Raw genomic sequence first — 13,779 nt, forward strand, 5'->3', positions numbered from 1 at the left:
CAAAAAAAGGTGTTTTTTCCTGCAAAAAAACCAAATCAAATGATTTGGTTTTCGATTACTTTTTATACCAGCCTATACCGATGGCACCTTCACCTAAATGTGTGCCAATGACAGCGCCAAAATATGAAAGACTCCATTCAATATGAGGATATTCTTGTTCTAAGTCTCGTTGAATTTCTTTTGCTTCATTTTCACGATTAGAATGAATAACTACAGCCTTCATAGGTACATTTTCTTTTGCATCCTCATCAAGAAGCTCCGTGATTCGTTTTAACGCTCGCTTACGCGTACGAATTTTTTCAAACGGAACAATTTTTTTAGATTCAAAATGTAGCACTGGCTTTACTTGAAGCAGACTGCCGATAATAGCCTGAGCAGCATTTAGGCGACCTCCACGCTGCAAGTGAGATAAATCATCTACCATAAAATACGCACGCATTGATAGTTTCATCTCTTCAAAACGCGCAATGATTTCGTCAGGATGTTTATTTAATTGGACCATTTGGGCTCCTTCAATCGCGTAAAAGCCTTGAACCATACAGCTGATTTCTGAATCAAATACGTGCACATCAAAGTCTTCTACCATGCTACCTGCCGTCAAAGCACCCTGATACGTTCCGCTAATTCCACTAGATAACGTAATAACGATAGCAGCATCGAATTGATCTCGTTTTAACTGTTCAAACAACTCTACAAATTCTCCGATAGCAGGCTGAGAAGTGGTTGGAAGATTTTTTGCTTCTTTAATTTTTTCAAAATATTGATCTGCAGTCATATCTACTTCTTCACGATATGTTTCTTCACCGAAAATAACGCTTAGCGGCACCATATGTATATGATAGTTTGATCGAATTTCCTCTGATATATAGGCGGTACTATCTGTAATAATTGCTGTTTTCATAAGATAGGGATCCATCCTTTGTTATATAAAATAATTTCACTCTATTCTACAACATTTAGGATTAAAATGCATGTAACGAGAGGTTTACCTCTTAGTAAAGGCTCCCTCACGTATACATATTAATTAACAAACCTTGAATTTCTCCAACCCGCTTGAGTAAATTTAAACTGTTTTTTTCTTTTTGAAGGATATCATTTGTCAAGTCAACTAGTTTTGTATCCACTTCTTTCACTAATTTATATACTTTAGTCGTTCCTCTATGATTAAACCCTCTTTCTTCATGCAGTTCAAAACCATTTTTAACGACTTCGTTCATAAACTGCTTCACAAGCGTCTTGTATTTCCGCAAAGAATCAATAGTTTGATTTTTCACTAACTGCTTTCCCTGTTCTTCAATTTTATTTATCACTTGAGTTAAATGTTCATTGGTTAGTTCTTTTTGTTTCTTGGCCATTACTCCTGTAAATGAACCCGAACCACTTACTTCTTTTTCTCTAATGAGATTCACTGAAGAAGAAAGACCGTTAATTCGCTGTACCTCCACTATGTATCTCTCCTTTCTCTGTTAGTATACACTTCATTCAATTTAGACTTTTAGATGCGCCAGCTTGATTAGGTGAAAGTTTAGAGAGGCATCCGATGCGTGGATATAATGATTATCCTCTAGCTAAGAGTGATACTTATATGCTGTTCATAAGAAGACAGCTTGTTTTTTCGGGGCGAAGAGGTAACTTTAGGCGTTGCTTTTAATACTTCATTCCAAACGTTAGAAAGCTTCTTCATCATTTGTTGAACTTCACATAAAATAAACGTATCTTTTTTTAAATTAGCCATAATTAATCGCTCAGACATATAGTTGTAAAGAGTATCTAACTGCTCTGCAATGATACCTGCTTGATATGTTAAGCCAATTCCTAGCCGATATAAAATATCGTTGCACTGTTTAATTTTTTCATTCGCTATAAAATAATCGCTGTGTTGAATTGCTATAACAGCTTCATCAATATTTTGAATAAATTTTTCATACATCATAGCTGTTAGCTCTTGCGGAGATTTATGATAGATTAATTCTTCCGTTATAAAATTCAGCTTCATCACCTTCTTGTCTTCTTTAAATCCGTTTTCTATTTATTTCACTAAAAGCTAACTTTTAAATTTTTAAAGGACACCAGTTGAGGTTCGAATAAATTCTTCTACGGCCTCATATGTATCTGAATGTATTAAAGACCTTCGTTTACAAGAGCATGCATCAACTTGATGAACGTTGGTTTGAGGTATGGATGCTTTCTTCGAAGGTTGTAGAATCCTTAAGATTTCCTTTCTGCTTAAGTGAAGTTGAAGGACGAGTAAATGCGCAAAGGTATCACCCTTCGCCTTCCTAAAAGATATTTTCTACCTTTAACTTATCGGTTGTTTTCCTCTCTCATTAAACATGACTTTTTACCCACAATTTCAAAAAAAGTTATAAAAAGAAAAAAAAAGTCCGATATACCTAGCGGTATATCAGACTTTTGGACTTACCTTACTTCTACCCAACCGTTTTTAATTGCCACAACAACAGCTTGAGTACGATCATTTACATTCATTTTTTGTAAAATATTACTTACATGGTTTTTAACGGTTTTTTCACTAATATATAATGCTTCTCCGATTCCTCGGTTACTTTTACCATCAGCTAACAGTTGTAGCACTTCGCACTCACGACGTGTTAACAAATGTAGTGGACGGCGAATCTCAATTGGTTCGTGCGGATAAGAAGACGATTGTCCTTGAGCTGCTAATCGACGGTACTCTTTTACTAAACTATGTGTTACTTTAGGGTGTAAATATGAACCACCTTCTGCAACTACTTTCACCGCCTCAATTAACGCATCCGCATCCATTTCTTTTAGCAGATAGCCTCGTGCACCTGTTTGTAAGGCATGAGTTACATATGTCTCATCATCATGGATAGATAAGATAATAACTTTAGCGTCCGGATTTACTTCTACAAGCTTTTTCGTAGCTTCTACACCATTTACAGCCGGCATGTTAATATCCATAATTACAACATCAGGTTGATGTTCTTCTACAAGGTCAATAACTTCGCTACCGTCGTCACCTTCTGCAACTACTTCAAAATCTTTTTCGAAATCTAAAATTCTTTTTACTCCTTCACGGAATAATTGGTGATCGTCGATTATGATAATTCTTGTCTGCATGTTTGATTCCTCCCCAAATCGAACAACAAATGTTTTACTCTATACTGACCCCTATTTATATACATATCTCTGCCTTTTTAAGCGGCTATAATCGGTACTTTAATCATAACAAGCGTGCCTTGGTTAATTTTCGAATGAACAGAAATAGTCCCATCTAACAAATCAACACGCTCTTTCATTCCTATTAAGCCGAACGAATTCTCTTTTTTCTCTTCTTGATTAAAACCGCAGCCGTCATCTTTGACAAGCAAAATAGCGTGTTCATTGTTGAACTCTATCTTCACTTGGATTTCTGTCGCGTCTGCATGTTTTAATGCGTTCGTTACAGCTTCTTGCACTAGACGAAACAGTGCTACTTCTAATTTTGAAGCAGTTCGCTTCTCTTGTCCAATGGAAATAAACGTAATCCGAGGCTTGCCTTCGTTATAATCTTCGATTGTATCAAGATATTTACGCAGCGTCGGAATTAGACCTAAGTCGTCAAGTGCCATCGGTCTTAAATCATATATAATTCGACGCACTTCGTATAGGGCAGAACGAACCATTTTTCGTAAATCTCGAATTTCTTCCATTGCTTCTTTTGCACTACGTTCCCGGTAAATTCGGTCAATTAATTCCGATCTCATCATAACATTTGCAAGCATTTGAGCTGGGCCGTCATGAATCTCTCTTGACAAACGTTTCCGTTCCTCTTCCTGAGCTTCAATAATCCGAAAGCCGAAATACTCTTTTTGAATGGCATCTTCTACTATTTCCCCTACTTGTTTTAAATCACTTGTTAAATAATTTAACACAACGGAAATTTGACCTACTAGGTGATCTGCACGTTTAATCGTTTCTTCCAATGTAAGCAAGCGTCTTTCTAGTTCATCTCGACGATTACGCAGCTGATATTCGCTTTGCTGATTCATCAGCAGCTTGGTTTGTAATTCGTGTGCTTTTTCATAAGCGTCTTTTACTTCAGGCTCTGAATAAATTTGAAAATGTCGGCTCACATCAGACAAACGCTTTCGAGCCAACCTTGCCTGAGTTTCCAATTGATCGCCTTGCTCTATCGTCTCAAGAACTTTCCCTTTTAACACTTCTAACTCTTCTTTAATTTGCTGATATTCTTGTCTGGCATCTTCAGAAAGGCGATAGACTTCATTTTTACTATCTCCCACTGTGCCAATAATCTTCTCAAAAATTTCATCAAGTGCCTTACTTGTTAATTTATGTTTCGACATTTACTCACCCCAAACTATACTCACATTCGGAGAAATGTCTATACGTTCATGCTATATATAGTATTCGTATGACCTATCTGAATTGTGAGGATAAGATCCATATTTTCTCCCTATCTGACTTTTTATATCCAAAAAGTAACGGTTATTTTTAGTACCCTCAAACTCGACATCAATCGACGCTTGACTCGCGTTATTTGAATAGATTACCATTTACACTCACTATTCAACAGTGACTAACTGCCTGTTTAAACTATTTCATCATTTAGCTATACAAGCCTGCACACTCTTTTATTATAACGTATATTCTGTATAGCTTGTTCAAGTGATGTTGAATTTGATTAATTGATGTCTTTTCATAAACATTTTATACTAATAGCAAGTAAACAGTACGTAAATACCCGTTTTTCTTCTATTTATAACGCTAAGGAGGATTTTTTGATTGTTATCACAATATTATACCGTAAAACAAGAAGGTTCACATGAAATCACTATTCAAAAATCTAGATTCATTTGTCATATGAAACGTGTAACAACTGAGGAAGAAGCTCAGCAATTTATCCAAGGCATTAAAAAACAGCACTGGAATGCTACTCATAACTGTTCAGCTTACCTAATTGGAGAACGAGATCAATTTCAAAAAGCAAACGATGATGGAGAACCAAGTGGAACAGCAGGCGTACCCATGTTAGAAGTGCTCAAAAAAAGAGGCTTAAAAGATACGGTGGTCGTCGTTACGCGCTATTTCGGAGGCATTAAATTGGGCGCAGGTGGCTTGGTGCGCGCATATGGGAAATCTGTTTCCGAAGCGTTAAATGAAATAGGTACAGTCAAACGAACTCTCATGGCGGTTATGCATACAACCGTCGACTATACATGGCTTGGAAAATTAGAAAATGAGCTTCGCAGTTCTGTTTATCTATTAAAAGAAATCCACTACGCAGATATGGTAGAGATTGAAACATTTGCAGAGGAAGCTCAAACAGAAGCATTTACTGAATGGATGACCGAGCTAACAAACGGCCAAGCAGATATTCGAGCAGGTGAGACGACCTATTTAGAAGAAGATGTAGAATGAATTATTTACTCTCATTAAAAAACATTGTACAATTGATAAATAGCGCAACTATTCTGATGGTTGCGCTACTTGTCAATGAGTAAAAAACCTCGTACAGATGCATAGCTTTGACGAGTTTGATTCATACATTCCAATTTATAACACATACTAAGTGTCACAATAAGTGTTCGAATATACGAATAAAAGGAGAAACGGTATGGCTCAATATAGACGTTTTCAAAAAAGAGTAAACAAACGGAAAAGAAAACGAAGGCTTTTTACATTTTTTCTGTTACCTATCCTTATTTTAGGGCTTTCTGCAACCGCTTATGGCTCTTATTTATTTGTTAAAGCTAAAACAGTAGCTTCTGATTCTTATGAAGGACTCGGAGATCGCGATAATTCTCCTATGCGTGATCGTAAAATCGATCCCAAAAAAGATGATATATCCATTTTATTTATGGGCGTAGATGATAGTGAAACCAGGAAATTCGGAAATTCAGCCCGTACAGATGCTTTAATTTTGGCGACCTTTAACGAAACAAATAAAACCGTAAAGCTTGTAAGCATACCTCGAGATTCGCGGGTTTATATACCTGAAGTGAACAAAAAAGATAAAATTACTCATGCGCATGCTTACGGAGGTCCAAAAGCAACTGTAGAAACGGTAGAACAGCTGTTTAATGTTCCTGTTGATTACTATGTTAAAGTGAATTTTAAAGCTTTCACAGACATTGTAGACTCACTTGGAGGAATCGATTTTGATGTACCTTATGCGATGAGTGAAAAGGACTCAAAAGATCGTCATAATGCCATTGTCTTAAAACCAGGAAATCAACATTTAAATGGCGAAGAAGCGTTAGCTGTTGCTCGAACACGAAAACAAGACAACGATATTGAGCGAGGAAAAAGACAACAGCAGTTGATTGAAGCCATGATTAAAAAAGCTGCTTCCATTGGATCACTAAATAAATATGGCAATCTTATCGAAGCTGTTGGCGATAATATGAAAACGAATTTAATGTTCGGTGAAATGCTTTCATTTTATGATTATGCTTCGAAAAAAGTAGACATCGAAACCATTAACTTAGACGGCAGCGATGAAAAAATTAACGGCGTTTACTACTTCAAACTAGATAATGATTCAGTGGAAAAAGTAAGTGAAAAGCTCCGCAAGCATTTAGGCATTGAATCAACTTCAGATACAACAGAATAATTAAAAAGACCTCTTGGATATCCAAGAGGTCTTTTTAATTAATTTTTTAAACGAAGCCCACGAACCATGTTGAGAATTGGCCTATATGTCTTATCAACTAGTCCTATCTTTTCGACGATAATTTCAATCGCTACAAGGAGGATAGCTAGTACAAGAAAAGACCCCCACATTGTTTGTACCTTTGAGAAGATAACTGCCGCTAAACCAAATATCGCACTCATTCCATAAATAATTAAAACCGTTTGTCTATGGCTGTACCCTAAGCGCAACAAGCAATGATGCAAATGGGATTTATCGGGAGCCGATAGCGGTTGATTTTTTACGATTCGGCGAATAATAGCAAAGAACGTATCTGAAATTGGCACTCCTAAAATAATAACTGGAACAATGAAGGAAATAACCGCTACATTTTTAAATCCTAACAGAGACAATACAGAAATCATATAGCCTAAAAATAGTGCTCCTGTATCGCCCATAAAAATCTTAGCGGGGTGAAAGTTATAAAACAAAAATCCGAGCGTACTTCCCAATACGATGAAACCCATGCTTGTCACAAACACATTGCCCATCATAATAGCCATACCCGAGATGGTAATCAATACAATAGAGGAAACGCCGGCAGCTAATCCATCCAATCCATCAATTAAATTAATAGCATTGGTAATTCCTACAATCCATAATACCGTAATTGGAATACTTAACATTCCGAATTCTAATTTTCCGCCAAACGGCAAGTTAATGAAGTCAATTTGGACTCCGCCGTATACAACAACAATTAATGTCGCTACTAGCTGACCGCCTAATTTGATTTTAGCGGATAGCTCAATCATATCATCTAAGACACCGGTAATGATGATAATGATGCTTCCGATTAAAATCGGCAGCGCATATTTACTGTCAGGCTGTAAAACGAGGTATCCAATAAGAAAACTAAAAAATATCGCCAAACCTCCAAGGCGAGGCATAATTTTTTGATGAACTTTTCGTTGATTTGGTTTATCCGTTGCACCTATTTTAAACGCCAGCTTCTTAACCAGCGGAGTGATCAGAATAGATGTAATAAAACAAATAAACAAGGTCAAATATAGCATGGAGACCCTCCTCAGGTTTATGTTAACCAAAACCATAAAAAATGTATCCAACTTTATATAATTGGATAGTATTTCAAATTGCGTATCACAATAATTACTTACTTATTCCCAAAATGGATTATATCACAATGATTCTACTACTTAAATAGAAATTTATTCTCAAAAATTAGCACATTTACAAACTATCAATAGAAAAGAACTGTATTTTTTGGTGTATAAACAGCTGATTTACTTTATTCTTATGTGGTTATTTTATGTAGAACATTTTCTTTACTATACTTTATTAAAATATAAGCGAACTCCCCCCTTTTCGTCTAATTTATTCGTCATCTCTAACTCTTTTTCCTTTTTATTAAGCATATTTAAACCTTTATTTTTATTTCACATGGCCCCACTCATTATATGAACAAGCTTTTGACCTATCTATGTCCACTACTTCAAACCACATTCACTGAATCGTTGTCCTTATCTTATATCATTTAAAAGTTAAAATATAGTGAAATGGATAGAGATGAAATTAAACAAAAAAAGGAATTTTATCAAAAAAATGAAACTTTTTTTCGATACGGTTCGTAATACATAGTAGAAACAGCATCAATTATCTTACATAAAGGGGGTGTTGAATGAACTATGTTCGGCCTATCTGTTCAAACAGTGTATTTGTATGGATTAATCATCTGCGGAAGTCTTACCTTCTTATACATTTTATTTAGCGATTTGTTAGATGGATTATCTGAAGCGATACCTTTTTTTAACCCCACTCTTCTTTTTTCTTTTTTAACATTCTTTAGTGCCAGTGGATATTTGTTCGCCTATACGTCATTGCAAAATTATTGGATTATTTCAATTTCCGCTCTTATTGACCTTCTACTCGTTATTTTGCTCAACGTTTTTGTATTAATTCCTTTATCATCGGCTGAAGAATCTCTTGCTTTTACTGAAGATTCGTTAAAAGGAAGACTTGGTACTATTATTACTTCCGTTCCTGCAGATGGTTATGGAGAAGTATTTATCGAAGGGGTTAGCGGCACTATCTCCAAACCCGCTGTCAGCTTTAAAAACACTGCTATACCTTTAGGCAGCAAAGTGCTTGTTGTAGATATACAAAAGGGCAACGCACTCGTTGTGATTTATGAAGAAGTTATGACCAATCACTCATTATAAATAGTATTAGGGGGAGTTTTATGTTTTCAACACCTATATTAGTTGTCGTTGGAATTGTTGTTTTTTTATTAATTGCGCTGATTGCCGTATTTATTACAAAATACCGTACAGCAGGTCCAGATGAAGCCTTAATTGTAACAGGAAGCTATCTGGGAAATAAAAACGTGCACGTTGATGAATCCGGAAACCGCATTAAAATTGTTCGCGGCGGCGGTACGTTTGTGCTGCCAGTTTTTCAGCAGGCTGAGCCTCTGAGCTTGCTGTCAAGCAAACTGGAAGTATCTACACCTGAAGTATATACAGAACAAGGTGTTCCTGTTATGGCTGATGGGGTATCAATCATTAAAATTGGAGGTTCTATTTCAGAAATTGCCACGGCCGCTGAGCAGTTTTTAGGCAAAGCAAAAGAAGACCGTGAAACCGAAGCTAGAGAAGTCTTAGAAGGTCACCTTCGCTCGATTCTTGGTTCTATGACGGTAGAAGAAATTTATAAAAACCGTGAAAAATTCTCTCAAGAAGTACAGCGCGTTGCTTCACAAGATCTGGCTAAAATGGGCTTAATTATTGTATCGTTTACAATTAAAGACGTTCGGGATAAGAACGGCTATCTAGAATCTCTAGGGAAACCTCGTATTGCTCAAGTTAAGCGAGATGCTGACATCGCAACAGCTGAAGCTGAAAAAGAAACACGAATCAAGCGTGCTGAGGCTCATAAAGATGCCCAAAAAGCGGAGCTTGAGCGAAATACAGAAATTGCGGAAGCTGAAAAGATGAATCAGTTAAAAACCGCTGAATATCGTCGCGAACAAGATATTGCCAAAGCTCGTGCTGACCAAGCATATGATCTAGAAACAGCTCGCGCGAAACAAGATGTAACAGAACAAGAAATGCAAATCCGCATCATTGAACGTCAGAAACAAATTGAATTAGAAGAAAAAGAAATTCTTCGTCGTGAGCGTCAATACGATTCTGAAGTAAAAAAGAAAGCAGATGCAGATCGTTACTCTGTTGAGCAATCCGCAGAAGCTGAAAAAGCAAAACAGCTTGCTGAAGCAGACGCCAATAAATATCGGATTGAAGCAATGGCTAAAGCTGAAGCTGAACGCGTTCGAATTGATGGTTTAGCAAAGGCTGAAGCTCAGCGTGCCCAAGGTGAATCCGAAGCTGAGATTATCCGCTTAAAAGGTTTAGCTGAAGCTGAAGCTAAACAAAAAGTAGCTGAAGCATTCGAGCAGTTCGGTCAAGCGGCTATTTTAGATATGATTATCAAGATGCTTCCTGAATATGCAAAACAAGTTGCAAGTCCTTTAGCAAATATCGACAAAATTACGGTTGTGGATACAGGAAGCAACGGTGAAAACAGCGGAGCTAATAAAGTGACTGGCTATGCAACGAACTTAATGTCTTCTCTTCAAGAATCGCTGAAAGCATCCTCAGGTATAGATGTGAAGGAATTGATTGAAAACTTTTCTGGAAAAGGAAATGTGCGACAAAGCTTGCACGAACTAACGGATGAAATCAAGCAGCAAAACAAGAAAGAAGATATCTAAAAATAAAAAGCATGCGGATTATATCCGCATGCTTTTTTAACCTCTTAACACTCGAAGAAGAAACCTAGGTAATTCTAACTGACGCTTCCATCTCCATGGTTCTTTTAACAGTCGATAAAGCCACTCTAAACCAAACTTTTGAAAAACAGCAGGTGCTCGGTTCAATCGTCCTGAAATAACATCGAACGAGCCCCCTACGCCTTGATAAACAGAAGGATTAAGTTTCTCTTTATGAGCAATAATCCAATTTTCTTGGGCTGGACTGCCTAAAGCCACAAAAACAATTTCTGCTCCTGAATCATTAATCGTACGTTCAATGACTTCTTCATTTTTTTCATAGCCATTTAATGTTCCAACAATTAAAATCCCTGGAAACATCTCTTCCAACTTAGCTTTGGCTTCATCTGCAATTCCAGGCTTGGCTCCGTATAAAAAAATTCTTTTACCGTTATTCGTTGCTTCTTTACACAGCTTCAGCATCATATCAATACCCGTTACACGCTCACGAATACGTCCCTTTTTGAGCTTTGAAGCTAAAATCACACCGATTCCATCTGGAATTTGATAAGTCGCTTGATTTAATAGTGACTTTAATTCCCTGTCTTCTTGTGCTTTCATAATTTTTTCAGGGTTGATTGCTACAATAAATGATTTTCGGCCTTTATCTATATCCTGAAGTAACTTTACCGCTAGCTCATCGTACGTGTCGCTACAAACGTCTATTCCTAAGATGTTTTCCTTCATTAAATCACCCGTATGTTGATTTTTTAGTTTTTTACAAACGAAAGACAGGCTGTTCAGCCCGTCTTTTTATAAAGTAGAAACTTTTGAATCACCAAGTAACACTACGTCAAAGCCTGCTGCTTTCCATTGATCACGCTCAATGCAGTTTTTCGTATCAAAAATAACTTTTGTACGCATGTGATTTTCAACAGCTGATGGAAGAAGCTCTTTGAACTCATTATGATCTGTTAAAATAAGAATCACATCCGCATGTGCAACAGCTTCATCCAAACTTTGCGTCTGACGCTCGATCTTATTCTCTTTGATATGAGGATCAAATGCTGTGTAATCAACGCCCAGCTTTTCTAAATGATGAAGTACATCTGTTGATGGACTTTCACGCATATCGTCAATATTTCCTTTAAAAGCTAAACCTAAAACAGCTACACGTCCATGTTGAATGCCCTTTTCATCTAGTAGGCTTTTCGTTTTCAATGCTGTATATTCAGGCATTGAATCATTTGTATGACGAGAAAGAGAAATAATTTTTGCCAGTTCTGGCTGAAGCTCCGTTAAGAACCAAGGGTCAACAGCAATACAGTGGCCGCCTACACCAGGACCTGGTAAATGAATGTTTACACGCGGATGATAGTTCGCTAACTTAATCGCTTCCCACGCATTTACACCAATTTTTTCACTGATTTTTGCCAGCTCATTTGCAAACGCAATGTTCACATCACGATATGTGTTTTCGATTACTTTCACCATTTCAGCTGTTGTAGCATCCGTTACGTGAATATTTCCTTTTACAAATGTTTTATAAAGCTCAACAGTCAAACGACTAGACTCTTCGTTAATACCACCGACAATACGGTCATTATTTACTAATTCCTCAAATACTTTTCCTGGAATAACGCGTTCAGGTGAATGAGAAACAAATAACTCACTGCCTAATTCTAAACCAGTTTCTTTTAGCACAGGTAGCATAACGTCTTCTACTGTACGCGGAGGAACTGTGGATTCTAAAATTACTAAATTTCCTTTACGAACGTAAGGAACAATCGATTTTGTCGCTTCTCGAACATAGTTCAAGTTTGCCGTTTTATCTTCATTAATTGGTGATGGTACAGCAATAATAAAAATATCCGCCTCTTCAGCCGTTGTGCCTACCGTGAAGTGTCCGTTGTCAACTGCTGATTCTAAACGTTCTTGTAAGCCGTTTTCTTCTATATGAAGTTGCTTATTTTTAATTAATTCTACTGCTTTTTCATTTACGTCGACACCATGTACATATAAGCCGTGATTGGCAAACATAACAGCTGTCGGTAAACCTATATATCCTAAACCAACTACACACAATTTCTTTGTCATTGCAGAAAATCTCCTTTATATGACATGCTTAATAAATAAAACCTATCTGATATTATATCGAAAAATGTCATTTCATGATAGCGTTTATATAAAAACATGAAATAATTTCTTTTACTTATTATTATGTAACATTTTATGAGAATTCATCAATAAACGATATAACCATCTTTTGTACAACGAGCCCTAACCCAAAAGAACTATTGAAAATCCCCTTGATTCCCAATAGTTCCCTTAGTAAATATATTTTACATATGCCCTTGTTTTTCGACAATTTCTCTAAAATAGCTCACTAACTCTTCTCGCAGTGGTTCTCTTTGCAGAGCTAAATCAATTGTTGCTTTAATGAATCCAAATTTATCTCCAACATCATAACGTTTTCCTTCGAAATAATAAGCAAGAACACGTTGGAATTCATTCAGACGTAAAATAGCATCTGTTAATTGAATTTCTCCTCCTGCGCCAATCTCTTCTCTGCTTAAGATATCAAAAATTTCCGGTGTTAAAATATAGCGCCCCATAATTGCATAGCCTGAAGGAGCCTCTTCTGGATTCGGTTTTTCAACGAGCGTTTCTACGTCTAGTAATCCTTTTTCAAGAGGCTCTCCTTTAGGACCTACAATTCCGTACTTTGAAGTTTCTTTCCTAGGAACCTCCTGTACACCAACTACAGCGCATTCATATTTTTCGTATACGTCCATTAACTGCTTCAAACAAGGGGTTTCTGATTGAACTACATCATCGCCTAGCATAACAGCAAAAGGCTCATCTCCGATAAAACTTCTTGCACAGTGAATGGCATGACCTAATCCTTTAGGTTCCTTTTGACGAATGTAGTGAACATTAGCCAAATTTGAAATCCCCTGCACTTCTTCGAGCATGTCCCACTTTTCCTTTGCGGCTAATGTTTCTTCTAACTCATATGATTTATCAAAATGGTCTTCGATTGCTCGTTTTCCGCGACCGCTTACAATTAAAATATCTTCAATACCTGATGCTACTGCTTCTTCCACAATGTATTGAATCGTTGGTTTATCTACAATTGGCAGCATTTCTTTAGGCTGTGCTTTTGTAGCCGGCAAAAAGCGTGTCCCTAATCCAGCTGCTGGAATAATAGCTTTACGAATTTTCACTTACTTTTCCTCCTGTCAATGTCAATCGTGCTTATTGGTTATAGTATAGTAAGTCTGCGATTGAGTATGTACACAAAGTCATGTGGAATCCATTTCTTTTTATAAAGAGTCATGTTGGATTCTGCTTTATCATAACAAAAGATTTTGTATAA

General features: G+C 36.7%; 13 protein-coding genes. 4 read left to right on the top strand and 9 right to left on the bottom strand.

The window, feature by feature from the left end; genetic code table 11:
* Positions 1–55: 55 nt before the first annotated feature.
* The 5 genes from ACFX4E_RS19485 to ACFX4E_RS19505 form a co-directional block, all read right to left on the bottom strand.
* Complete coding sequence (locus tag ACFX4E_RS19485) at positions 56–901, bottom strand: DegV family protein (protein ID WP_028409680.1); 846 nt, start codon at positions 899–901, stop codon at positions 56–58.
* Positions 902–1,007: 106 nt separating this feature from the next.
* On the bottom strand, positions 1,008–1,445 hold the full coding sequence (locus ACFX4E_RS19490) for a YaaR family protein (RefSeq protein ID WP_028409681.1): 438 nt from the start codon (positions 1,443–1,445) through the stop codon (positions 1,008–1,010).
* A gap of 119 nt (positions 1,446–1,564) precedes the next feature.
* Positions 1,565–1,996: a flagellar export chaperone FliS gene (gene fliS / locus ACFX4E_RS19495; RefSeq protein ID WP_081085243.1), complete on the bottom strand. Its 432-nt coding sequence runs from the start codon at positions 1,994–1,996 to the stop codon at positions 1,565–1,567.
* A 422-nt stretch (positions 1,997–2,418) separates the two neighbouring features.
* A complete protein-coding gene (locus tag ACFX4E_RS19500) occupies positions 2,419–3,102 on the bottom strand; it encodes a response regulator (protein ID WP_013059772.1) in 684 nt (227 codons plus the stop codon).
* A 77-nt stretch (positions 3,103–3,179) separates the two neighbouring features.
* Complete coding sequence (locus tag ACFX4E_RS19505; RefSeq protein ID WP_028409683.1) at positions 3,180–4,328, bottom strand: sensor histidine kinase; 1,149 nt, start codon at positions 4,326–4,328, stop codon at positions 3,180–3,182.
* 439 nt (positions 4,329–4,767) lie between these two features.
* Here ACFX4E_RS19505 and ACFX4E_RS19510 point away from each other — a divergent pair, with 439 nt between their 5' ends.
* The gene (locus tag ACFX4E_RS19510; RefSeq protein WP_377259158.1) at positions 4,768–5,403 is read left to right on the top strand and encodes a YigZ family protein; all 636 of its coding nucleotides are present in this window, start codon (positions 4,768–4,770) and stop codon (positions 5,401–5,403) included.
* 196 nt (positions 5,404–5,599) lie between these two features.
* Positions 5,600–6,598 (top strand): LCP family protein, encoded by a 999-nt coding sequence (locus ACFX4E_RS19515; protein ID WP_060745864.1) that lies wholly within the window; start codon positions 5,600–5,602, stop codon positions 6,596–6,598.
* 38 nt (positions 6,599–6,636) lie between these two features.
* On the opposite strand, the gene ACFX4E_RS19520 is transcribed toward ACFX4E_RS19515, so the two are convergent.
* Positions 6,637–7,689 carry a glycosyltransferase family 4 protein gene (locus ACFX4E_RS19520; RefSeq protein ID WP_013059776.1) on the bottom strand — a complete coding sequence of 351 codons (1,053 nt, stop codon included), beginning with the start codon at positions 7,687–7,689 and terminating at the stop codon, positions 6,637–6,639.
* Between the two features lie 630 nt (positions 7,690–8,319).
* Here ACFX4E_RS19520 and ACFX4E_RS19525 point away from each other — a divergent pair.
* Complete coding sequence (locus ACFX4E_RS19525) at positions 8,320–8,853, top strand: NfeD family membrane protein (protein WP_377259155.1); 534 nt, start codon at positions 8,320–8,322, stop codon at positions 8,851–8,853.
* Positions 8,854–8,873: 20 nt separating this feature from the next.
* On the top strand, positions 8,874–10,403 hold the full coding sequence (locus ACFX4E_RS19530; protein WP_013085445.1) for a flotillin lipid rafts scaffold protein FloT: 1,530 nt from the start codon (positions 8,874–8,876) through the stop codon (positions 10,401–10,403).
* A gap of 36 nt (positions 10,404–10,439) precedes the next feature.
* On the opposite strand, the gene ACFX4E_RS19535 is transcribed toward ACFX4E_RS19530, so the two are convergent.
* The 3 genes from ACFX4E_RS19535 to galU all read right to left on the bottom strand — a co-directional run bounded on the left by ACFX4E_RS19535 (position 10,440) and on the right by galU (position 13,627).
* Positions 10,440–11,147, bottom strand: coding sequence for a WecB/TagA/CpsF family glycosyltransferase (locus ACFX4E_RS19535; RefSeq protein WP_013059779.1), 708 nt, complete (start codon positions 11,145–11,147; stop codon positions 10,440–10,442).
* 66 nt (positions 11,148–11,213) lie between these two features.
* Positions 11,214–12,497 carry a nucleotide sugar dehydrogenase gene (locus ACFX4E_RS19540; protein ID WP_098333912.1) on the bottom strand — a complete coding sequence of 428 codons (1,284 nt, stop codon included), beginning with the start codon at positions 12,495–12,497 and terminating at the stop codon, positions 11,214–11,216.
* Positions 12,498–12,742: 245 nt separating this feature from the next.
* On the bottom strand, positions 12,743–13,627 hold the full coding sequence (gene galU, locus ACFX4E_RS19545) for a UTP--glucose-1-phosphate uridylyltransferase GalU (protein WP_050690865.1): 885 nt from the start codon (positions 13,625–13,627) through the stop codon (positions 12,743–12,745).
* Between the last annotated feature and the right edge of the window lie 152 nt (positions 13,628–13,779).

This window comes from Priestia sp. YIM B13491 (assembly GCF_042787605.1).
GTDB classification, from domain to species: domain Bacteria; phylum Bacillota; class Bacilli; order Bacillales; family Bacillaceae_H; genus Priestia; species Priestia megaterium_E.

Bases quoted from the DNA above. Each gene is read 5' to 3' on its own strand.
- ACFX4E_RS19485 (WP_028409680.1), bottom strand. From the start codon at position 901: ATGAAAACAGCAATTATTACAGATAGTACCGCCTATATATCAGAGGAA.
- fliS (WP_081085243.1), bottom strand. From the start codon at position 1,996: ATGAAGCTGAATTTTATAACGGAAGAATTAATCTATCATAAATCTCCG.
- ACFX4E_RS19500 (WP_013059772.1), bottom strand. From the start codon at position 3,102: ATGCAGACAAGAATTATCATAATCGACGATCACCAATTATTCCGTGAA.
- ACFX4E_RS19505 (WP_028409683.1), bottom strand. From the start codon at position 4,328: ATGTCGAAACATAAATTAACAAGTAAGGCACTTGATGAAATTTTTGAG.
- ACFX4E_RS19515 (WP_060745864.1), top strand. From the start codon at position 5,600: ATGGCTCAATATAGACGTTTTCAAAAAAGAGTAAACAAACGGAAAAGA.
- ACFX4E_RS19520 (WP_013059776.1), bottom strand. From the start codon at position 7,689: ATGCTATATTTGACCTTGTTTATTTGTTTTATTACATCTATTCTGATC.
- ACFX4E_RS19525 (WP_377259155.1), top strand. From the start codon at position 8,320: ATGTTCGGCCTATCTGTTCAAACAGTGTATTTGTATGGATTAATCATC.
- ACFX4E_RS19530 (WP_013085445.1), top strand. From the start codon at position 8,874: ATGTTTTCAACACCTATATTAGTTGTCGTTGGAATTGTTGTTTTTTTA.
- ACFX4E_RS19535 (WP_013059779.1), bottom strand. From the start codon at position 11,147: ATGAAGGAAAACATCTTAGGAATAGACGTTTGTAGCGACACGTACGAT.
- ACFX4E_RS19540 (WP_098333912.1), bottom strand. From the start codon at position 12,497: ATGACAAAGAAATTGTGTGTAGTTGGTTTAGGATATATAGGTTTACCG.